This window comes from Roseateles violae (genome assembly GCF_030410485.1).
Classification (GTDB): Bacteria; Pseudomonadota; Gammaproteobacteria; order Burkholderiales; family Burkholderiaceae_C; genus Roseateles_D; species Roseateles_D violae.
On record NZ_JAUHHC010000003.1, the window covers coordinates 620,844 to 643,020 of the forward strand.

At 71.8% G+C, this 22,177-nt stretch carries 14 protein-coding genes; 9 read left to right on the top strand and 5 right to left on the bottom strand.

Annotation, left to right across the window (positions count from 1 at the left end; translation table 11 throughout):
• Positions 1-151: 151 nt before the first annotated feature.
• The 7 genes from QWJ38_RS13280 to alkB all read left to right on the top strand — a co-directional run bounded on the left by QWJ38_RS13280 (position 152) and on the right by alkB (position 10,577).
• Complete coding sequence (locus QWJ38_RS13280) at positions 152-2,383, top strand: cyanophycin synthetase (protein WP_290359560.1); 2,232 nt, start codon at positions 152-154, stop codon at positions 2,381-2,383.
• A 43-nt stretch (positions 2,384-2,426) separates the two neighbouring features.
• A complete protein-coding gene (gene cphA, locus QWJ38_RS13285; RefSeq protein ID WP_290359561.1) occupies positions 2,427-4,988 on the top strand; it encodes a cyanophycin synthetase in 2,562 nt (853 codons plus the stop codon).
• Positions 4,989-5,084: 96 nt separating this feature from the next.
• A complete protein-coding gene (locus tag QWJ38_RS13290; protein ID WP_290359562.1) occupies positions 5,085-6,359 on the top strand; it encodes a M28 family metallopeptidase in 1,275 nt (424 codons plus the stop codon).
• 84 nt (positions 6,360-6,443) lie between these two features.
• Entirely contained in the window at positions 6,444-8,144 is a 1,701-nt protein-coding gene (locus QWJ38_RS13295) for an FAD-dependent oxidoreductase (protein WP_290359563.1), read from the top strand.
• A 59-nt stretch (positions 8,145-8,203) separates the two neighbouring features.
• Positions 8,204-9,247, top strand: coding sequence for a bifunctional DNA-binding transcriptional regulator/O6-methylguanine-DNA methyltransferase Ada (gene ada / locus QWJ38_RS13300; RefSeq protein WP_290359564.1), 1,044 nt, complete (start codon positions 8,204-8,206; stop codon positions 9,245-9,247).
• Positions 9,247-9,939 (top strand): 2OG-Fe(II) oxygenase, encoded by a 693-nt coding sequence (locus QWJ38_RS13305; RefSeq protein ID WP_290359804.1) that lies wholly within the window; start codon positions 9,247-9,249, stop codon positions 9,937-9,939. Before ada ends, QWJ38_RS13305 begins: the two co-directional genes overlap by 1 nt.
• Positions 9,936-10,577, top strand: coding sequence for a DNA oxidative demethylase AlkB (gene alkB, locus QWJ38_RS13310; RefSeq protein ID WP_290359565.1), 642 nt, complete (start codon positions 9,936-9,938; stop codon positions 10,575-10,577). The genes QWJ38_RS13305 and alkB overlap by 4 nt, the downstream gene beginning before the upstream one ends.
• A 35-nt stretch (positions 10,578-10,612) precedes the next feature.
• On the opposite strand, the gene QWJ38_RS13315 is transcribed toward alkB, so the two are convergent.
• From QWJ38_RS13315 to QWJ38_RS13325, 3 genes are read right to left on the bottom strand one after another with little or no spacing between them, the layout of a single operon-like run.
• The gene (locus tag QWJ38_RS13315) at positions 10,613-12,544 is read right to left on the bottom strand and encodes a PAS domain-containing hybrid sensor histidine kinase/response regulator (protein ID WP_290359566.1); all 1,932 of its coding nucleotides are present in this window, start codon (positions 12,542-12,544) and stop codon (positions 10,613-10,615) included.
• Positions 12,545-12,574: 30 nt separating this feature from the next.
• Positions 12,575-14,158 carry a DUF3455 domain-containing protein gene (locus tag QWJ38_RS13320; RefSeq protein WP_290359567.1) on the bottom strand — a complete coding sequence of 528 codons (1,584 nt, stop codon included), beginning with the start codon at positions 14,156-14,158 and terminating at the stop codon, positions 12,575-12,577.
• 20 nt (positions 14,159-14,178) lie between these two features.
• Positions 14,179-15,033: a class I SAM-dependent methyltransferase gene (locus QWJ38_RS13325; protein WP_290359568.1), complete on the bottom strand. Its 855-nt coding sequence runs from the start codon at positions 15,031-15,033 to the stop codon at positions 14,179-14,181.
• Between the two features lie 147 nt (positions 15,034-15,180).
• Between QWJ38_RS13325 and QWJ38_RS13330 the strand changes: the two genes are divergently transcribed.
• Positions 15,181-17,172, top strand: a complete 1,992-nt coding sequence (locus QWJ38_RS13330) for a transcriptional regulator (protein WP_290359569.1) — start codon at positions 15,181-15,183, stop codon at positions 17,170-17,172.
• Here QWJ38_RS13330 and QWJ38_RS13335 read toward each other — a convergent pair.
• Entirely contained in the window at positions 17,166-20,147 is a 2,982-nt protein-coding gene (locus QWJ38_RS13335) for an FAD-binding and (Fe-S)-binding domain-containing protein (RefSeq protein WP_290359570.1), read from the bottom strand. The genes QWJ38_RS13330 and QWJ38_RS13335 overlap by 7 nt on opposite strands.
• On the bottom strand, positions 20,144-20,833 hold the full coding sequence (locus tag QWJ38_RS13340; protein WP_290359571.1) for a GntR family transcriptional regulator: 690 nt from the start codon (positions 20,831-20,833) through the stop codon (positions 20,144-20,146). The genes QWJ38_RS13335 and QWJ38_RS13340 overlap by 4 nt, the downstream gene beginning before the upstream one ends.
• A 123-nt stretch (positions 20,834-20,956) precedes the next feature.
• On the opposite strand from QWJ38_RS13340, the gene QWJ38_RS13345 reads away from it, so the two are divergent.
• The gene (locus tag QWJ38_RS13345) at positions 20,957-22,174 is read left to right on the top strand and encodes a pyridoxal-phosphate-dependent aminotransferase family protein (RefSeq protein ID WP_290359572.1); all 1,218 of its coding nucleotides are present in this window, start codon (positions 20,957-20,959) and stop codon (positions 22,172-22,174) included.
• Positions 22,175-22,177 lie beyond the last annotated feature (3 nt).

Consider the following 22,177-nt stretch of genomic DNA (forward strand, 5'->3'; position numbering starts at 1 on the left):
TCTCGCAGGCAGACCCGGCGTGGCGCCGGCGAAACGCCCCGAAGCCCCTGCACCCCGCCCCGTCCCTGGCGTCGCCGCCATTGGGCGCACAATTGCGGGCTGCCTCACCCTTCCCTCGCCAAAGCATTCGGCCGATCGCGGCCCGCCATCCATGAGCAAGAAAGACGATATCAAGCTGCTGCGCATCAATTATTTGCGCGGCCCCAATATGTGGACCTACCGTCCCGTCTTGGAAGTCTGGCTCGATCTGGGCGTCCTGGAAGATTTCCCGACCCACAAGCTGGACGGCTTCACCGATCGCATCACCCGGGCGCTGCCGGCCCTGATCGAGCACCACTGCGGCGTCGGCGAGCGCGGCGGCTTCCTGCAGCGCCTGCAGGAAGGCACCTGGATGGGCCATGTGCTCGAGCATGTGGTGATCGAACTGCTGAACCTGGCCGGCATGCCGACCGGTTTCGGCCAGACCCGCTCGACCAGCAAGCACGGCGTCTACCGCATGGTCTTCCGCGCCCGCGACGAGCAGGTGGCGCGCCAGGCGCTGGCCGAGGGCCATGCACTGCTGATGGCGACGATCAATAGCGAGCCCTTTGACGTCGAGGCCGCCGTGGCCCGCGTGCGCGACAAGCTGGACGACTGCTATCTGGGCCCGTCGACGGCGGCCATCGTCGCCGCCGCCACCGACCGCCGCATTCCGCACATCCGCCTGAACGACGGCAATCTGGTGCAGCTGGGCCATGGCGCGCGCCAGCGCCGCATCTGGACCGCCGAGACCGACATGACCAGCGCGATCGCCGAAGGCATCGCGCGCGACAAGGACCTGACCAAGTCGCTGCTGAAGTCGGTGGGCGTGCCGGTGCCCGAGGGCGTGGCCGCCCGCAATGCCGAGGCTGCCTGGGCGGCCGCCGAGGACCTGGGCCTGCCGGTCGTCGTCAAGCCCAGCGACGGCAACCACGGCCGCGGCGTCACCCTGGACCTGAAGACCCGCGAGGACGTGATGGCCGCCTTCGAGCTGGCCGAGCGCCACGGCTCCGAGGTGCTGGTCGAGCGTTACATCCCCGGCAATGAGCATCGCCTGCTGGTCGTCGGCGGCCAGGTCGTCGCCGCCGCCCGCGGCGAGGCCGCCTGGGTCGTCGGCGACGGCAAGTCCAGCGTGCAGCAGCTGGTGGAGCTGCAGATCAACTGCGATCCGCGCCGCGGCCTCAGCGAGGACCATCCGCTGAACCGCATCGACATCGCCGAGGACGGCGTGATCCTGCTCGACCTCGAGCGCCAGGGCCTGGGCATCGCCGCCGTGCCCGAGAACGGCCGCCGCGTGCTGATCCAGCGCAACGGCAATGTCGCGATCGACTGCACGGCCGAGGTCCACCCCGAGGTCGCCCATGCGGTCTCGCTGGCCGCGCGCACCATCGGCCTGGACATCGCCGGCGTCGATCTGGTCACCGAGGACATCTCCAAACCGCTGGCCGAAACCGGCGGCGCCATCGTCGAGGTCAATGCCGGCCCCGGCCTCTTGATGCACCTGAAGCCGGCCGCCGGCAACCCGCAGCCGGTCGGCCAGGCCATCATCGACCATCTGTTTGCCGCCGAGGAGAACGGCCGCATCCCCATCGTCGGCGTCGCCGGCTCGCGCGGCACGCACACCGTTTCGCGCCTGGTCGCCTGGCTCTTGCACCTGAACGGCCGCCATGTCGGCCTGGCCTGCCGCGACGGCCTCTTCCTCGGCACCCGCCGGGTCGAGAAGAGGAACAGCGCGCGCTGGGACGCCGCGCACCGCCTGATGATGAACCGCGGCATCGACGCGGTGGTGATCGAGAACGATGCCGAGGCCATCCTGCGCGACGGCCTGGCCTATGACCGCTGCCAGGTCGGCGTCGTCACCGATATGGGTGGCAGCGCCACCGGCCTGGCCGGCCTGGCCGACTTCGACGTGCAGGACGAGAGCCAGCTCTACAAGGTCATGCGCACCCAGGTCGATGTCGTGCTGAGCGAGGGCGTGGCGGTGCTGAACGCGGCCGAGCCGCGCCTGGTGGTGATGTCGGAGCTGAGCGACGGCGAGGTCGTGCTCTATGCGGTTGACGGCACGCTGCCGGCGATGGCCGAGCACCGCGCCAAGGGCGGCCGCGCCGTCTTCCTGCAGGGCGGCGCCGCCATGCTGGCCCAGGGCGCCTCGGAGACCGCGGGCGCCAATGTCGAGGCGCTGCTGCGCCGCTTCGCCGCCAGCCCGGCCGCCGAGGCCCGGTCGGGCGCCGAGGTCGATGCAGCCACCGTGCTGGCCGCCGTCGCCACCGCCTGGGCGCTGAACATCTCGCCCGAGCTGATCTCGGCCGGCATGGACACCTTCGTGCCCGAGCTGCACGACGATGCCGTCCTCGCCAAGGCCTGATCCCAGCAGAAGAACAACGAACACCGAACGAAAGACGCGAACCATGGAAGTCTCTCGCACCCGCGCGCTGCGCGGCCCCAATATGTGGAGCCGCCACACGGCGATCGAGGCCGTCGTCCACTGCAGCGAGACCGAGCTCTCGCTGTCCCGCCTGCCCGGCTTCGAGACCCGGCTGCGCGAGCTGTTCCCGGCCGTCGGCGCGCTGCGCCCGGACGCCTCGCTGGCCCGCGTGCTGGAGCAGGCCGCGCTGGCCCTGCAGGCCCAGGCCGGCTGCCCGGTGACCTTCAGCCAGACCCATGTGACCAACGAGGCCGGCACCTTCCAGGTGGTCGTCGAATATAGCGAGGAAGACGTCGGCCGCGCCGCCTTCGAGGAGGCCGGCAAGCTGATCGAGGCGGCCCTGCACGGCGGCAGCTTCGATGCCGACGCGACGCTGGCCAAGCTGCGCGAGATGGACGAGGACGTGCGACTGGGCCCCTCGACCGGCTCCATCGTCGATGCCGCCGTCGCCCGCGGGGTGCCCTTCCGCCGCCTGACCCAGGGCAGCCTGGTGCAGTTCGGCTGGGGCGCCAAGCAGCGCCGCATCTGGGCCGCCGAGGTCGACGCGACCAGCGCCGTCAGCGAATCGATCGCCCAGGACAAGGATCTCTCCAAGCGCCTCTTGCAATCGGCCGGCGTGCCGGTGCCGATCGGCCGCCCGGTCGACTCGCCCGACGATGCCTGGGCCGCGGCGCTGGAGGTCGGCCTGCCGGTCGTCGTCAAGCCCCAGGACGGCAACCAGGGCAAGGGCGTCACCGTCAATGTGGTGACGCGCGAGCATATGGAGGTCGCCTACAAGGCGGCCGACGAGATCGGCCAGGTGATGGTCGAGAAATTCCTGCCCGGCAGCGACTACCGCCTGCTGGTCGTCGGCGACAAGCTGGTGGCCGCCGCGCGCCGCGATCCGCCGCATGTGATCGGCGACGGCGAGCTGACCGTCAAGCAGCTGGTCGACAAGGTCAACAGCGACCCTCGGCGCGGCGACGGCCATGCGACCTCGCTGACCAAGATCCGCTTCGACGACATCGCCGTCGCGCGCCTGGAGCTGCAGGGCCTGACGCCCGAGTCGGTGCCCGAGAAGGGCCGCCGCGTGATCCTGCGCAACAACGCCAATCTGTCGACCGGCGGCACCGCCACCGACGTCACCGACGACGTGCACCCCGAAGTGGCGGCGCGCGCGATCGCCGCGGCCCAGGTCGTCGGCCTGCATGTCTGCGGCGTCGACGTGGTCGCCGAGAGCGTGCTGCGCCCGCTGGAGGAGCAGAGCGGCGGCATCGTCGAGGTCAATGCCGCGCCGGGCCTGCGCATGCACCTGAGCCCCAGCTACGGCAAGGGCCGCAATGTCGGCGAGGCCATCATTTCCCACCTGTACGGCCATGGCCAGAAGAGCGAGGACGGCCGCATCCCGGTCGTCGCCGTCACCGGCACCAATGGCAAGACGACAACGACGCGGCTGATCGCGCATCTGTTCGCGACCCTGGGCCTGAAGGTCGGCATGACCAATACCGACGGCGTCTACATCGACGGCCGCCAGACCGACAGCGGCGACTGCTCGGGGCCGAAGAGCGCGCGCAATGTGCTGATGCATCCGGACGTCGAGGCGGCCGTGTTCGAGACCGCGCGCGGCGGCGTGCTGCGCGAGGGCATCGGTTTCGACCGCTGCCAGGTCGCCGTCGTCACCAATCTCGGTGCCGGCGACCATCTGGGCATGAACTTCCTCAACACGGTCGAGGAGCTGGCCCTGGTCAAGCGCGTGATCGTTCAGAACGTCGCGCCGACCGGCTATGCGGTGCTGAACGCGGCCGACCCGGTCGTCGCCAATATGGCCTCGACCTGCCCCGGCCAGGTGATCTTCTTCGCCGCCGACCGCCACCATCCGCTGATGGCCGCGCACCGCGCCCAGGGCAAGCGCTGCGTCTATGTGGACGGCGACATGCTGGTCGCGGCCCAGGGCAGCTGGCGCGAGCAGATCGCCCTGCGCGACATCCCGATCACCCGCAATGGCGCGATCGGCTTCCAGGTCGAGAACGCGATGGCCTCGGTGGCCGCCGCCTGGGGCGTCGGCCTGGACTGGGACACCATCCGCCGCGGCGTGGCCAGCTTCGCCAACGATGCCGACAATGCGCCGGGCCGCTTCAATGTGATGGACTTCCGTGGCGCGACCGTGATCGCCGACTACGGCCACAACGGCGACGCCATGCATGCGCTGGTCGCCGCCGTCGAGGCGCTGCCGGCCAAGACCCGCTCGGTCGTCATCAGCGGCGCCGGCGATCGCCGCGACGAGGACATCCGCGTGCAGACACAGATCCTCGGCAAGGCCTTTGACGAGGTGCTGCTGTTCCAGGACGCCTGCCAGCGCGGCCGCGAGGACGGCGAGGTGCTGGCCCTCTTGCGCGAAGGTCTCGAGGGCGCGACCCGTACCCGGAAGATCGACGAGATCCGCGGCGAGTTCGTCGCCATCGACACGGCGCTGGACAGGCTGCAGCCGGGCGATCTCTGTCTGGTGCTGGTCGACCAGGTCGAGGAGGCGCTGGCGCATCTGGCGCAGCGCATCAAGGCGGGCTGAGCCGCAGGCGGCGCTCGCTGACCGAACGCCACCTGCGGGTGGCGTTTTCGTTTTCTCTTATGCTCTGGCGCCATCGAGAACCCTTGCGAACGCGCCATGAGCCAGCCCTCCGCCCGCCTCAACTTCTCCACCGCCCGCTGGGCCCTGCTGCTGGCCGTCGCCAGCGGCCCCGCGCTGGCCCAGCAGGCCCCGTCCGGCGCCGAGCCGGACCCGGTCGCCGCCCTGGTCGGTCAGCTGGAGCTGGAGAAGTACAAGGCCACGATCAAGGGCCTGACCCAGTTCGGCGACCGCCGCCAGGGCACCGAGCGCAACCGCCGCGCGCTGGACTGGATCGAGGCGCAGCTGAAGTCCTATGGCTGCACCAACACCGAGCGCCTGCAATACCAGTTCACCGAGCCGGCCAAGCGCAACCCGCCCGCGCCGCAGCCGCCGCGCGCCGGCGGCCCGGCCGGCCAGGGCGGCAGCACCCTGTTCGGCAAGCGCGCGCCGACCGGGGTCAATACCGATCCGATGGCCCAGCCCGACGAGCGCCTGCGCGCGCTGAATGCCGAGCCGACGCCGCCCGGCACCTCGCTGCGCGAGAACGTCTGGTGCACCAAGATCGGCAAGACCCGGCCGGACGAGATGTACATAGTCGGCGCGCATATGGACGGCATCGGCTGGGGCGAGGCGGCCAATGACAACGGCTCGGGCACGGCCCTGGTGATGGAGCTGGCGCGCATCCTCAGCCAGCCCGGCGTCGAGACCGAGCGCTCGATCCGCTTCGTGCTCTGGAACAACGAGGAGACCGGCCTGAACGGCGCGTATGCCTATGTCGAGCAGCGCAAGGGCCTGCAGGGCATCGAGTCGCCGAAGGGCTCGGGCCAATATCCGGAGCCGAAATGGCTGGGCATGATCCAGCACGACATGATGATGTTCGACCATGGCATGCCGGTGCCCAAGCTGGACGCCGCCGGCCGTCCGGTGCTGGACGCCAAGGGCCAGCCGGTCTATGTGGCACCCAAGGAGCAGCGCGCCGAGGCCGACGTCAATATCGAATACCAGGCTACCGCCAAGTTCGCCGAGGGCGCGGCCAAGCTGGCCTGGTTCTTCCGCGCGGCCAACGACAGGTACGCGAGCGACTACCCGGCCGCCGTCGGTTTCCACATGACCAATACCGACTCGACGCCCTTCATGGACCATGTGCCGGCGATCTCGCTGCGCGAGAACGAGCGCGGCCAGCAGATCGGCGCCGGCTGGAACCCGCACTGGCACCAGCCGACCGATCTGTTCTCCTCCTACTCGGACAAGGATTTCCTGCTCGGTCTGAACGCGGCGCAGACCACGCTGGCGGCGATCGCGCAACTGACCGGCGCCAAGCTCAAGCGCTGAGCCCGCGCCGGCGCTGCCGCCAGGCTTGGACAAGGCCGGCGCAGCGGGCAAGATCCGGGCTGTGCATCGTCAAGGAGCCGCTCGATGACCCCGTCGCCCGAGGATCCGCTCGCCAGCCGCCGGCACCAGATGTTTCCGCTGCTCAGCGCGGCCGAGATCGCCCGCATCCGCCGCTTCGGCAGCCCCTGCGGCTTCGCCCAAGGCACGCGGCTGTTCGCCGCCGGCGAGCCGGGGCCCGGCATGTTCGTCATCCTCAGCGGCCGGGTCGCGATCACCCAGCGCGACGGCCTCGGCCATATCGTGCCCATCGTCGAGCAGGGGCCCGGCGAGTTCATGGCCGAGGTCGGCCAGCTCTCGGGCCGGCCGGCCCTGGTCGACGGCCATGCGCTGGAGAACACCGAATGCCTGTTGATCCCGCCCGAGCAGCTGCGCGCGCTGATCATTGCCGAGGCCGATCTGGGCGAGCGCATCACCCGGGCGCTGATCCTGCGCCGCGTCTCGCTGATCGAGATCGGCGCGGCCGGCCCGGTGTTGATCGGCTGCCCGCATTCGCAGGACATGCTGCGTCTGCAGGGCTTTCTGCGCCGCAACGGCCAGCCCCACCATCTGGTCAACGCCAACCAGGACGCCGACGCGGCCGCGCTGCTGCTGCAGCATGGCGCGGCGCCGGATGAGCCGCTGGTCGTCTGCGCCGATGGCGCCGTGCTGCTGAACCCCAGCGAGACGCTGCTGGCGCGCTGCATCGGCATGCTCGATCTGCGCGAGCGCGAGGAGCTGTTCGATCTGCTGATCGTCGGCGCCGGTCCGGCCGGCCTGGCGGCGGCCGTCTACGCGGCCTCCGAGGGGCTGCAGGTCGTCGTGCTGGACTGCCGCCATTTCGGCGGCCAGGCCGGCGCCAGCGCGCGCATCGAGAACTACCTGGGCTTCCCGACCGGCATCTCGGGCATGGCGCTGGCGGGCCGCGCCTATGTGCAGGCACAGAAGTTCGGCGCCGAGCTGATGATTCCTGCCGAGGCGCTGGCGCTGGACTGCAGCCGGGCCGGCCCCGACGGCGAGCTGCGGCTCGAGCTGGCCGACGGCCGGATCCTGCGCGCGCGCAGCCTGATCATCGCCAGCGGCGCGCGCTACCGCCGCCCGGCCGTGCCGCGCCTGGCCGAGTTCGAGGGCCGCGGCGTGTCCTTCTGGGCCTCGGCGCTGGAGGCGCGGCTGTGCAGCGGCGCCGAGGTCGTGCTGGTCGGCGGCGGCAATTCGGCCGGCCAGGCGGCCGTCTACCTGTCCCAGCATGCGGCCAAGGTCCATATGCTGATCCGCGGCGCCGGCCTGGCGGCCAGCATGTCGCGCTATCTGATCGATCGCATCGCCGCCACGCCCAATATCGCGCTGCGCCTGCACACCGAGCTGGTCGCGCTGGATGGCGATGCGCAGGACGGCCTGGCCCGCGCGCGCTGGCGCTGCGTGAAGACCGGCATCGAGGACGAGGAGCCGATCCGCCATCTATTCCTCTTCGTCGGTGCCGACCCCGAAACCGGCTGGCTGACCGATTGCGGCGTCGCGCTGGACGCCCACGGCTTTGTGCTGACCGGCGCCGAGGCGGCGACGCCGGACGGCTACCGCCCGGCCGCGCTGGAAACCAGCGTGCCAGGCGTCTTCGCCGTCGGCGATGTGCGCGCCGGCTCGGTCAAGCGCGTCGGCGGCGCGATCGGCGAGGGCGCGGCCGCGGTCGCGCTGATTCACCAGTACCTGGCCCGCGCCGGATCGAATTCAATCGCAAGCCGCGGGGTGTAGGCCGTCCCCGCGCTGCGTAAATTGCCTTCATCGCTGATGATGTCGGAAAGGACAGGCAGATGAAGACGGACAAGCAGAGACTGGCGGCCGTGCGGGCGCGCGACGCCGCGGCCGACGGGCAATTCTTCTATTCGGTCAGGACCACCGGCGTCTACTGCCGGCCGTCCTGCGGCGCGCGCGCAGCGCGGCCCGAGAACATCGGCTTCCACGCAAGCGCGGCCGAGGCGGAGGCCGCCGGCTTCCGGCCCTGCAAGCGCTGCAAGCCCGATCAGCCGCCGCTGCCGGAACGCCAGCAGCGCCTGGTCGACCGGCTGTGCCGGCTGATCGATGCGGCCGAACAGGCGCCCAGCCTCGCCGAGCTGGCCACCGAGGCGGGCCTGAGCCCGCATCATCTGCAACGCGTCTTCAAGGCGCGCACCGGCCTTAGCCCGCGCGACTACGCGGCCGCGCGCCGCGCCGAGCGCCTGCGCGCGCAGCTGGCCGAGGCGGGCACGGTCACCGAGGCGATCTACGGCGCCGGCTACCAGGCCAACAGCCGCTTCTATGCCGAGTCCGATGCCCTGCTGGGCATGACGCCCCGCCAGTACCGCGCCGGCGGCGTCGATGCCGAGATCCGCTTCGCGCTGGGCCGATGCGCGCTCGGCGCCATCCTGGTGGCGCGCAGTGCGCGCGGCATCTGCGCGATCTCGCTGGGCGACGATGCCGAGGCGCTGCTGCGCGAGCTGCAGGACCGCTTCCCGAAGGCGCGGCTGATCGGCGGCGATGCGGACTTCGAACGCGAGGTGGCCCTGGTCGTCGGCGCGGTCCAGGCACCGGGCCATGGCCTGGCGCTGCCGCTGGACATCCGCGGCACCGCCTTCCAGCAGCGTGTCTGGCAGGCCTTGCGCGAGATCCCGGCCGGCGCCACCGCCAGCTACGCCGAGATCGCCGCGCGCATCGGCGCCCCCGCCGCGGTGCGCGCGGTGGCGGGCGCCTGCGCGGCCAACACCCTGGCCGTCGCGATTCCCTGCCACCGCGTCGTGCGGCAGGACGGCGCGCCGTCCGGCTACCGCTGGGGCCTGGCGCGCAAGCAGCGCCTGCTGGAGCTGGAGGCGCAGGCTTGATGGCCTGGGACGAGATCGAGGCGGCGCTCGACGCGCAGGGCAGCGCGCTGCTGCCTGGGCTCCTGGCCGCCGACGAATGCCGCGCGATCGCCGCGCTGTATGCGCAGCCGGACGAAGAGGCGGCGCTGTTCCGCAGCCGGGTCGTGATGGAACGCCATGGCTATGGGCGCGGCGAGTACCGCTATTTCGCCTACCCGCTGCCGCCGCGCATTGCCGAGCTGCGCGCGGCGCTGTACGCAGCGCTGGTGCCGATCGCCAACCGCTGGCATGCGGCGCTGGGCTTGGCAACGCGCTTCCCGGCCGAGCATGCCGAGTTCCTGCGGCGCTGCCATGCGGCCGGCCAGACCCGGCCGACGCCGCTGCTCCTGCAATACGGCGCCGGCGACTACAACTGCCTGCACCAGGACCTGTATGGCGAGCAGGTCTTTCCGCTGCAGATCGCCGTGCTGCTGTCCGAGCCGGGCCGCGATTTCGAGGGCGGCGAGTTCGTGCTGACCGAGCAGCGCCCGCGCATGCAGTCGCGCGCCGAGGTCGCGCCGCTGCGCCAGGGTGATGCGCTGGTCTTCGCCGTCAACCAGCGGCCGGTCAGCGGCACGCGTGGCATCTACCGCGTCGCGATGCGCCATGGCGTCAGCCGCCTGCGCGCCGGCCGCCGCCATACCCTGGGCCTGATCTTCCACGACGCCGCATGAGCACCCGCCCGCTGTTCGACGAGGAGCCGCGGCTCGCGCTGGCCCCGGGTGCCTGGCTGCTGCGCGGCTTCGCGCTGGCGCAGGCACCGGCGCTGCTGGCGCAGATCGCGGCGCTGTGCGAGCAGGCGCCGCTGCGTCATATGGTGACGCCGGGCGGCTTGACGATGCAGGTGGCAATGAGCAACTGCGGCGCGCTCGGCTGGGTCAGCGACCGGCGCGGCTACCGCTATCAGACCAGCGATCCGGACAGCGGCCGGCCCTGGCCGGCCATGCCGCCGGCCTTCGCCGCGCTGGCGCAGGAGGCGGCCGCCGCGGCCGGCTTTGCCGGCTTCATGCCCGATGCCTGCCTGATCAACCGCTACGAGCCGGGCACGCGGCTGAGCCTGCACCAGGACCGCGACGAACGCGAGCACGGCCACCCTATCGTTTCGGTCTCGCTGGGCCTGCCGGCGGTCTTCCTGTTCGGCGGCCTGACGCGCACCGAGCGGCCGCAGCGCCTGCCGCTCGTCCATGGCGATGTGGTGGTCTGGGGCGGGCCGGCGCGGCTGCGCTTTCACGGCATCGCGCCGCTGGCGCCGCCCGAGCCCGGCGCCGGCTGGGGCGAGCGCTTCAACCTGACGCTGCGGCGCGCCGGCTGAGCGTCGGCCGAGCGCCGGCTCGGCCCTGGCCCGCCTCAATCGGCGGCCAGCCGCTCCGCACCGGCCAGCAGCGCACGGATCTGATCGAGGCTGCCCGGCTTGGTCAGGTGCGCGTCGAAGCCGGCCGCCAGGCTGCGCTGCACATCGCTGCGCTGGCCGTGGCCGGTCATCGCGGCGATGTAAATCGGCCCGTCGGCCTCGCTGCGGATCTGCCGCATCACCGTGAAGCCGTCGCCGTCGGGCATGTCCAGGTCGAGCAGCACCAGCTGCGGCTTCTGCTCGATGGCGGCGGCCAGCGCCGCGAGCGCGCCATAGGCGGCCCGGGCGTGATGGCCCAGCAGGCCCAGCAGCTCGACGACGGTGTCGGCCGAGTCGCGGTTGTCGTCGACCACCAGCACCCGCAGCGTCCGCTGCGCGCCCTCGCCGCTCGCCTCGGCGCCGGCGCCATCGGCGGCGCCGGCGGCGCGGCGCGGGATGCGGATCGTGAAGCTGCTGCCCTGGCCCGTCCCCTCGCTGTGGACCGAGAGGCTGCCGCCGTGCAGCTCGATCAGCCGGCGCGCCAGCGTCAGGCCGATGCCCAGGCCGCCCTGGGCCGCCGGCCGGCCCTCCTGCTCCTGCAGGAAGAGCTCGAAGATGCGCTGCTGCGCCTCGGGCGCGATGCCGACGCCGTTGTCGTTGACGACCACCTGCACCTGGCCTTCGTCGGCGCCGACGCGCAGTTCGATGCGCCCGCCCTCCGGCGTGTAGCGGGCCGCGTTGAGCAGCAGGTTCTGCAGCGCCTGCGACAGCCGCGTCGCGTCGCCGAACACCGGCAGCGGCTCCTGCGGCAGCAGCAGGTTCAGCTGGTGGCGGCGTTGCTCGATCAGCGGCCGCGCCGCCTCGACGCTCAGCTGCACGACCTCGCGGTAGTCGATCGGGCCGACCCGCAAGGCGATCTTGCCGGTGACCAGGCGGCCGACCTCGAGCAGATCGTCGACCAGGCGTGTCAGCTGGCCCAGCTGGCGGCCGATGATCTCGCCGGCGCGCGCGGCCGCCGGCGGCAGGCCGGCGGACAGCTGCAGGATGCCCACCGCATTGGTGATCGGCGCCAGCGGGTTGCGCAGCTCGTGGCCCAGCATCGCGATGAACTCGTGCAGCTGCCGGCTCGAGCGCTCCAGGTCCTCGGCACGGCGCTGCTCGGTCAGGTCGCGCGTCACCTTGGCGAAGCCGCGCAGGCTGCCGTCGGCATCGCGGATCGGCGTCAGGATCGCATTGGCCCAGAAGCGGCTGCCGTCCTTCTTGACCCGCCAGCCCTCGCGGCGCGAATGGCCTTGCTGCAGCGCCGCAGCCAGCTCCTGCGCCGGCACGCCGGCCTTGATGTCGTCCGGCGTGAAGAAGATCGCGAAGCTGCGGCCAAGCACCTCCTCGGCCGCATAACCCTTGATGCGCTGGGCGCCGGCGTTCCAGGTCAGCACATGACCCTCGGGGTCGAGCATGAAGATCGCGTAATCGGTCACCGAGGCCAGCAGCAGGCGGAACTGCTCCTCGCTGCGCCGCAGCAGCTCCTCGTGCTGGCGCCGCTCGGTCAGGTCGCGCGTCACCTTGCCGAAGCCCAGCAGGCTGCCGTCGGCGCTGCGCAGCGCCGTCAGCACCACATTGGCCCAGAAGCGCGTGCCGTCCTTGCGCAGGCGCCAGCCCTCGTCCTCGAAGCGGCCCAGCAGCGCGGCGCGGCGCAACTCCTCCTGCGGCCAGCCGGCGGCGATCGCCTCGGGCGGGTAGAACTCGGCAAAGGAGCGGCCGATGATCTCCTCGGCCCGGTACTGCTTGAGCCGCTCGGCGCCGCTGTTCCAGCTCAGCACCCGGCCCTCGGGATCGAGCATGAAGATCGCATAGTCCTGCACGCTGTCGACCAGCAGGCGAAAGCGCTGCTCGCTGTGCTGGAAATCGCTCGCGTTCTGGGGCAGGGGCGGCTCGGCATCGGTCGGCATTGCGCCAAGGATACCGCGACCGCCGCCGGCTCAGGAGGCGTAGAGCAGGTAGTCGGCCGTGTAGCGCACGCGGTCCCGGCTGCCGATGCCGGCCGCATCGCAGCGCCGCTGCGGTGCCAAGCCGCCGCTCGTGTTGACCCGCTCGATGCGGGTCACGCCGGCCAGGCGGCCGGGCGCGCCGACCGAGCGCGCCGACAGCCGCAGCCAGGGGATCGCATCGGCCGCCGGCGCCTCGCTGCGCGACTCGACCCGGCCGACGAGCTTGCTGCCGTCGGCCGCCTCCCAATGCGGGCCGGCGTAATGCCGCCCCTGCACGGTGCCGGCCGCATCGAACAGCTCGGCCTGCGGCTCGACGAACACCCATTGCGCACCGCCCGGCGCGGCCGCGTCGGCGCGGCATTCATAGATCTGCACGCCGCGCGCGGCCAGGCGCTCGAGCAGGCGCGGCGCATCCGGGCCCAGCGCATGGCGCTCGGCCAGCAGCGCGCCGATCTGCCGCCCCATCGCCAGCCCCACCTCGGTGGAGCCGCGGAAATGGATGCCGGCCCAGATCCGCGCATCGCCGACCTCGCGCATCAGGTCCTCCACATCGGCCCAGCGCCGCGTCGCGCCGCCGGCGCTGGGGCTGGCGCTGCTGAGCGCCAGCGGCCGCCCCGGCCCCACCTCGGCGCGCAGCACGCTGCCCAGCGCGCCGGCCAGCACCGAATGCGCGCTCGGGTATTCCGGATGCAGCGGCGAATCGAGCAGCGAGTTCCAGCCCGGCTCGGCCGGCGTCTGAGCATTGCCGTCGGCATCGCCGTTGCGGATGGCGGTGACCGGGCGCCAGAAGTTGTAGTGGTACTTGGCGTCGAAGACGGCGATCAGCGCATCGTCCATCGCCTGGCTGGCCGCCGCGAACAGGCGCGCGTTCTGCGCGACGCTGCGGCCCGGCGCGTTCGCCACCGAGCGCAGCAGCGCGTGGTAGATCGGCGGCAGCGAGTACTCCCAGAAGCGCGCCACCTCGGTCTGCTCGGCGCTGCGCTGCGCGCTGGCCTTGGCGCCGAACAGGCGCACCTCCTCGTAGTCGCGCGTCCATTGCAGGCTGTCCAGCGCCGGCGGCGGGCCGGGGCGGAACTGCGCGGCACTGCTCATCGCCCAGGGCTTGCGCTGCGGCCATTGCGGCGCGGCCACGGCGGCGGTCGGCACATATCTGCCGGCCGCCGCATGCGGGCGGTAGCGCTCGGCCGCGATCGCATCGCCGGCGCGCCGCGTCAGCACGGCGGCGGCGGCCTGCTCGCCGGCGGCGATGCCGGCCGAGCGCTCGGGGCCTTCGGGCAGCGCGTCCAGCGCCGCCTGGTAGGCCTTGTCGATCGCCGCCTGCTGGGCCGGCAAGAGCTTCAGCAGCATGGCGCGGTTGGCCGCCGCGACGGCGGCATCGACGCCGCCCGCCGGCGCCGCGACGACCGCCTCGTGCACGGCGGTCTGCACCAGCGCCATTGCGCGGTTGGCCGGCGGCGTGCCGAGCTTGGCCTCGACGATCAGCTCGCCGGCGCGGATGTTCCAGTCGGTGACCACATCGGCTTGCGCGCCGGCGGTGGCGGCCCAGGCGGCCGCGATGAAGAGGGCAGTTTTCATGGGGTTTCTCCGCGACGGCTTCAGGAACGGGTGATGACGACTTCGAGGTAGTCGCTGGGCGCGACCATCGTGCCGTCGTCCGCGCGGTTGAAGCGCGCGATCAGCGCCAGCAGGTCCTCGGTCAGGGCCGGCTGCTTGGCCACGTCCAGCGCGGCAAAGGCCTTCAGCACCGGGCCGTAGTAGTTGCCGAAGACCTCCAGCCAATGCTCGGGCGAGCGATAGCGCATGACGAATTGGCGCGGCTCGATGCGGATCTCGGCCGCCTGCGCGCCGAACAGCTCGGCCAGGCGCTCGCGCGTGCCCCACAGCGCCGGCGACTGCAGGCCGGCCGGCGGCGGCACATGGCGGCCTATGGTCTTGAACAGCTGGCCGACGAAGCCGTCCGGCGTCCAGTTGGCCAGGCCGATCTTGCCGCCGCGCCGGCAGACGCGCAGCAGCTCGGCGGCGACGCGCGGCGGGTTGGGCGCGAACATGCAGCCGAAGGTCGAGACCACCGCGTCGAAGCCGGCATCGTCGAAGGGCAGCGCCTCGACGTCGGCCTCGAGGAACTCGATATTCGCGAAGCCCTCGGCCACGGCGCGCTCGCGGCCGCGGGCCAGCAGCGCCGGCACATAGTCGGTCGAGCTGACCTCGCACCAGCGCCGCGCAGCCGCCAGGCTGGCATTGCCGTTGCCGGCGGCGACGTCCAGCACGCGCTGGCCGGCGCGCAGATCGAGCGCCTCGGCCAGCGACTCGCCGACAATCTGCAGGGTGGTGCCGACGACGGCATAGTCGCCCGAGGCCCAGGCGGCGCGCTGGCGCGTCTTGATCGCCGCCAGGTCGGGGGTGTTGCTTTCGGCCGCCTTGACGGCGGCGGTATCGGAAAATGCATTCATGATCGCTTGGCTTCCATGCTGGGGTGATGTTGAGGAGGGCGGGCGCCGCGGCGCATCGCCTGGGTCCAATGTCGGCGCCGCGCGTGGAAGCGGGCGTGGGAATCGGCGTGGAAAACAGCGTGGGGAACGCACCGCCGGGGCCCGCGCATGACCGCGCGGCTGCAGATCCGCACGCTGGGCCCGCTGGAGATCCGCCGCGACGGCGTCGCGCTGGCGCTGCCGGCCTCGCGCAAGGTGCGCGCGCTGGCCGCCTATCTGGCCCTGGCCCCGCAGGCGCCGACGCGCAGCCATCTCTGCGATCTGCTCTGGGACCTGCCCGACGATCCGCGCGGCGAATTGCGCTGGTGCCTGAGCAAGCTGCGCGGCGTGCTCGACGAGGGCGAGCGCACGCGCGTGCTGGCGCGCGGCGACGCGATCGCGCTCGACCTGGAGGGCAGCGAGGTGGACGCGCTGCAACTGGCCGCCGCGCTGCGGCAAGGCGTCGCCGGGCTGGAGCTGGCCGCGCTGCGCGAGCTAAGCGCCCTGTTCCGCGGCGACTTCCTGGACGGACTGGAGATCCCGCGCAGCGCCGCCTACAGCGCCTGGCTGACGGCCGAACGGCGCCGCCATCGCGCCGCGCAGACGGCGCTGCTGGAGCGGCTGGCCGGCGCGCTGCCGCCCGGCTCGGACGAGGCGCTGGCCTGCATCGAGGCCTGGCTGCGGCTGGCGCCCTTCGACGGCCGCGCGCACGAGCGCCTGTTCGAGACCCTGGCCGCCGCCGGCCGCCTGCGCGAAGGCGAGGAGCACCTGGCGCAGCTGGCGCGCCAGTACGAGGCCGAGGGCCAGGACTGGGCGCCGCTGGGCCATGCCTGGCGCGCCGCGCGCCTGCGCCAGGGGCCGCAGGCGGCGCGCCTCGTCGTGGATGCCGCGCCCGCCATCGAGACGGCAGCGCCGACGCGCCGCGCCTCGCTGGCCGTGATGCCTTTTGCCGACCGCGGCCGCGCGGTCGCCGCGCGCGGCGGCTTGGGCGACGGCCTGGCGCACGACATCATCAGCCGGCTGGCAATGCTGCGCAGCCTCTTCGTCATCGCGCCGGGCACCGTATTCGCGCTGGACGAGCGGCATATCGGCGCCGAGGACGCGGCGCGCCGGCTCGACGTCGACTATGTGGCCGCCGGCTCGCTGCGGCGCGAGGCGGGCGGGCGACTCAGCGTCGCGGTGCAGCTCAGCGAGACGCGCAGCGCGCGCGTGCTCTGGGCCGAGGTCTTCAGCGGCGGCGGCAACGAGACCCTGGGCCTGCTGGAGCAGATCGGCAACCGCATCGTCTCGGCGCTGGCCCAGCAGATCGAGATGGCCGAGCGCAACCGCGCGATCCTCAAGCCGCCCAGCTCGCTGGACGCCTGGGAGGCGCATCACCGCGGGCTCTGGCACATGATGCGTTTCAACCGCGAGGACAACGAGCAGGCGCGCCATTTCTTCGCCACCGCCCTGCGCCTGGACCCGGGCTTCGCGCGGCCCTATGCGGGCCTGTCCTTCACCCATTTTCAGGACGCCTTCCTCGGCTGGTCGCCGCGCGAGGCCGCCGTCGAGGCCGCCTATCGCATTGCCTCGCAGGGCCTCTTGGCCGACGAGCGCGATCCGGCCGTGCACTGGGCGCTGGGCCGCTCGCAGTGGCTGGCCGGCCGGCTGCCCGCCGCGCTGGAGGCGCTGCAGCGCAGCGTCGAGCTGAGCCCGAACTTCGCCCATGGGCATTACACGCTGGCCTTCGTTCATGCGCAGTCCGGCGATGCGGGCGCCGCCATCGTCGAGGCCGATCATTCGCGCGCACTGAGCCCCTTCGATCCGATGCTGTTCGCGATGCTGGCGACGCGCGCGATCGCGCTGATGCGACTGGGCGCGCACGACGAGGCGGCCGACTGGGGGCTGAAGGCGGCCGCGCGGCCGAACGCCCATGTGCACATCCTCTGCGTCGCCCTGCACTGCCTGATGCTGGCCGGGCGCGAGAGCGAGGCCGCGCCGCTGGCGCAGGCGATCCAGCGCGCGCAGCCGGGCTACCGGATCGACGACTTCCTCGCCGCCTTCCGCTGCGCGCCCGATGGCGAGGCGCTGCTGCGGCGCGCCGCCGCGCGGCTGGAGCAGCGCAACTGGTTCGGCTATTGAACCAGGCAGCGTTCCAGCAGGCGCGCCACATGGATCGCCTCGCGCCGCGCACCGTCGCCGATCTGGTGCCGGCAGCTGCTGCCGTCGGCGACGACGATGGCGTCCGGCTGCGCGCGTATCGCCGGCAGCAGGCTCAGCTCGGCCATCTGCATCGAGATCTCGTAATGGCGCGCCTCGTAGCCGAAGCTGCCGGCCATGCCGCAGCAGGAGGTCTCGATCAGCTCGGGCCGGGCGCCGGGAATCAGCTTCAGCACCTCCAGCACCGGCGTCATCGCGCCGAAGGCCTTCTGATGGCAATGGCCGTGCACGAGGATGGGCTTGCCGGCGGGCCGCAGCGCCAGCGCGAAGCGGCCGGCCTGGGCCTCGCGGACAATGAATTCCTCGAACAGCAGCGCCTGGGTGGCGACCGTCTCGGCCGGCTCGCCCAGGCCCAGCACCAGCGCCTCGTCGCGCAGGGTCAGCAGGCAGGACGGCTCGAGGCCGACGATGGCGACGCCGGCCCGCGCCAGCGGCAGCAGCGCCTCGATCAGCGCCGCCAGCTTGGCCCGGGCCGCATCGACCTGGCCGGCGGCCAGGTGGGTGCGGCCGCAGCAATGATGGGCGCCGCCGTCCTTGCGGACCTGGTGCAGCGTGTAGCCGGCCGCCTTCAGCACGCGCGCGGCGGCCAGCGCGTTCTCGCTTTCGAAGGCGCCGTTGAAGGTGTCGACGAAGAGCACCGCCGCCTTGCGCGAGCCCCGAGCCGCGGCCAGCGTGGCGTCGAGCGAGGAGAACAGCTGCGCCGCCTCGGGCCGGCGCCAGAAGCTGTCGGCGCGCCAGCGCGGCAGCGAGCGCCGCGCCGACAGGCCCAGCAGCTTCTCCATCAGCCAGGGCGCGCGCAGATTGAACAGGGCCGGCAGCCGCGCGCCCCAATGCGCATAGTCGGGCAGCGCGCCGATCAGCCGGTCCTTCAGACCGAAGCCCTGACGCGCGCGCTGCTGGGCGGTGAACTCGATCTTCATGCGCGCCATGTCCACGCCGGTCGGGCATTCGCGCTTGCAGCCCTTGCAGCCGACGCAGAGATCGAGCGCCTCGGCGACGGCCGCATCGGCGCCCTCGCCCAGCTGGCCCGACAGCGCCAGCCTCAGCGTGTTGGCGCGGCCACGGGTCAGGTGTTGCTCGTCGCGGGTGACGCGGTAGCTGGGGCACATGGTGCCGGCGTCGAACTTGCGGCAGTGCCCGTTGTTGTTGCACATCTCGACCGCCTTGGCGAGGCCGCCGCTAGGGTCGCCGCCGCTGCCGGGGGCGGTGGTCCGTTCGGTGACCGGGTCGTTCTGCACATTCCAGGCCGACCAGTCCAGCACCGGCTTGATGTCTATAGTCCGGTAGCCGCGCGGGAAGCGGAACAAGGCCGCCTCGTCCATCTTCGGCGGGTCGATGATCTTGCCGGGATTGAACAGATTCAGCGGGTCGAACTCCTGCTTGATCGCGCGGAAGGCCTCGTTGATGCGCGGGCCGAACTGCCAGGCGATCCACTCGCCGCGGCACAGACCGTCGCCATGCTCGCCGCTGTAGGCGCCCTTGTAGCGGCGCACCAGGGCCGAGGCCTCCTCGGCGATCGCGCGCATCTTCTTGGCCCCGTCGCGCCGCATATCGAGGATGGGCCGCACATGCAGGGTGCCGACCGAGGCATGGGCATACCAGGTGCCGCGCGTGCCATGGCGGGAGAACACCTCGGTCAGCGCGTCGGTGTACTCGGCCAGATGCTCCAGCGGCACCGCGCAGTCCTCGATGAAGGAGACCGGCTTGCCGTCGCCCTTCAGGCTCATCATGATGTTGAGCCCGGCCTTGCGCACCTCCCAGAGGTTTTTCTGCGCCGCCTCCTCGACCATCTGCACGACGCTGTCGGGCAGGTTCAGGTCGCCCATCAACTCTTCGAGATCCAGCAGCCGCTGCACCAGGGCCGGCCGGTCGTCCCCGCTGAACTCGACCAGCAGGATGGCCTCGGGCCTGCCCGTCAGCGCGGTTTCCATCGTCGGCCGGAAGGCCGGATTGGCCAGCGCCAGCTCGATCATCGTGCGGTCGACCAGCTCGACCGCCGTTGGTCCCAGCTCGACGATGTGCTGGGCCGCGTCCATTGCCGCACGGAAGCTTTCGAAATTGACCACGCCCAGCACCTTGTGGCGCGGCAGCTCCGAAAGCTGCAAGGTCAGGCTGCGCGTGTAGGCCAGCGTGCCCTCGGAGCCGATCAGCAGCTGGGCCAGGTTGACGCTGGCATCCAGCGTGTAGGGCCGCTCGCTCTGGCAGTCGAAGATGTCCAGGTTGTAGCCGCCGACGCGGCGCATCACCTTGGGCCAGTGCGCGGCCAGCTCGGCGCGCTGCTCGATCGCCAGCCGCTGCACGAAGGCGGCGATCGCTGCGGCGCGGCCGCTCAGGCCCGCCACCGGACCGAAGTCCAGCACTTCGCCGTTCGACAGCCAGGCACTGGCGCCGATCACGTTGTGCACCATATTGCCGTAGGCGATCGAGCGCGAGCCGCAGCTGTTGTTGCCGGCCATGCCGCCCAGCGTCGCCTGCGCGCTGGTCGACACATCGACCGGGAACCACAGGCCGTGCTTCTTCAGCTGGGCATTCAGATGGTCGAGCACGAGGCCCGGCTCGACGGTGGCGGTGTGCCGCCCGAGGTCGATGTCCAGGACCTTGCGGAAATGCTTGCTGTTGTCGATCACCAGCGCGGCGCCGGTGGTCTGCCCGCATTGGCTGGTGCCGCCGCCGCGCGGCAGCACCGGCAGTTTCAGCTCGCGCGCGATCGCGATCGCGGTGGCGATATCGGTTTCGCTGCGGGGCACGAAGACGCCCAGCGGCATGATCTGGTAGATCGAGGCATCGGTGGCATAACGGCCGCGCGAGGCGGCATCGAACAGCACCTCGCCGGCGGTCTCGGCGCGCAGCCGGCGCGCCAGCAGCTCGACCGCCTCGCGCTCGGCGGCGCTGCTCATCGTGCCGCCTCGGCCGGATAGATCTCGCCGGCGCGCAGCAAGGCCAGCACGGTGTCGCGCTTGGCCAGCAGATGCTCGACCAGGATCGCGCGCAGGCCCGCCGCATCGCGCGCGGCCAGCGCCTCGATCATGCGCTGGTGCTCGTCCAGCGCGCGCGACCATTTGGCCTCGTCCTGGTTGGTGCGAAAGCGCAGCGCCTGCACGCGCGCATTGATCGCGCGGTAGCTCTGCGCCAGCACCGGATTGCCGGCCGCCTCGTTGATCGCCGTGTGGATGCGCGCATTGAGCCGGTAGTAGCCCGAGAGATCGCGCCGCGCATGGCAGGCCAGCATCTCGTAATGCAGGGCGCGCAGCTCGGCGATCTCGGCGTCCGAGATGCGCTGCGCGGCCAGTTCGCCGGACAGGCCCTCCAGCGCCGCCAGCACCTCGAAGCTGTGCATCACGTCGGCCTCGGTCAGCTTGACCGCCACCGCACCGCGGTTCGGCAGCAGGTCGACCAGGCCCTCGGCCGCCAGCAGCTTGATCGCCTCGCGCAAGGGCGTGCGCGAGATCTGCAGGCGCTCGCAGAGCTCGCGCTCGTTCAGCTTGGCGCCGGGCGGAATCAGGCCCTCGACCAGCAGATTGCGCAGGCGCGCGACGACCTGGTCATGCAGGGCCAGGCGGGACATCTCGAGCACTTCGGCCATCGTCGGCAACTCCCTTGCGGCATTTTGCATGCATTTTATCCAGCCTCATTTCGAGAGTCTCAGGGTATTCCAAGGTGCAGCACCAAGTTTTGCATGCAAAACTAGGCCTAGAAAGGCACGACCATGACGCTGAAGCTCGACGCCCATCCGACCGGCCGCCATTTCCTGCAGATCCCCGGCCCCAGCCCGGTGCCGGATCGCATCCTGCGCGCGATGAGCCTGCCGACCATCGACCACCGCGGCCCCGAGTTCGGCGCCCTGGGCCTGGCGGTGCTGAGCGGCATCCGCGAGGTCTTCCAGACCCGGCAGCCGGTCGTCATCTACCCGTCCTCGGGCACCGGCGCCTGGGAAGCGGCCCTGGCCAACACCTTGAGCCCCGGCGACACGGTGCTGATGTACGAGACCGGCCAGTTCGCCGCGCTGTGGGCGCGGCTGGCGACCCGGCTGGGCCTGCGGCCCGAGATACTGGCCTGGGACGGCGAGGACGCGGTGCTGCCGCAGGCCCCCAGTTGGCGGCGCGGCGTGCAGGCGGAAATGATCGAGGCGCGCCTGCGCCGCGACAGCGAGCGGACGATCAAGGCCGTCTGTGTGGTCCACAACGAGACCTCGACCGGCGTCACCTCCGACGTCGCCGCGGTGCGCCGCGCGATCGATGCCGCCGGCCATCCGGCCCTGCTGATGGTCGACACCATCTCGGGCCTGGCCAGCGCCGACTACCGCCACGACGAATGGGGCGTGGACGTGACGATCAGCGGCTCGCAGAAGGGCCTGATGCTGCCGCCGGGCATCGGCTTCAACGCCTTGTCGCCGCGTGCGCTGGAAGCCAGCAAGACCGCAGGCCTGCCGCGCTCCTACTGGGCCTGGGACGAGATCGTCGAGATGAACCGCGACGGCTACTGGCCCTACACGCCCAACACCAATCTGCTCTACGGCCTGCACGAGTCGCTGGCCATGCTGAAGGAGGAAGGCCTGCCGCAGGTGTTCGCCCGCCACCAGCGCTGGGCCGGCGGCGTGCGCGCCGCGGTGACTGCCTGGGGCCTGCCCATCCAGTGCGCCGACCCGGCCGTCTACTCGCCGGTGCTGACCGGCGTGATCACGCCGCCGGGTGTCGATGCCGACGCACTGCGCCAACTGATCCACCAGCGCTTCGACCTGTCGCTGGGCACGGGTCTGGGCAAGCTGAAGGGCCGCATGTTCCGCATCGGCCATCTGGGCGACAGCAATGACCTGACCCTGCTGGCCACGCTGGCCGGCTGCGAGATGGGCCTGAAGCTGGCCGGCGTCGCGCTGGCCGGCAGCGGCGTGCAGGCGGCGATGGACTTCTTTGGCAAGCAGTCCTGATGA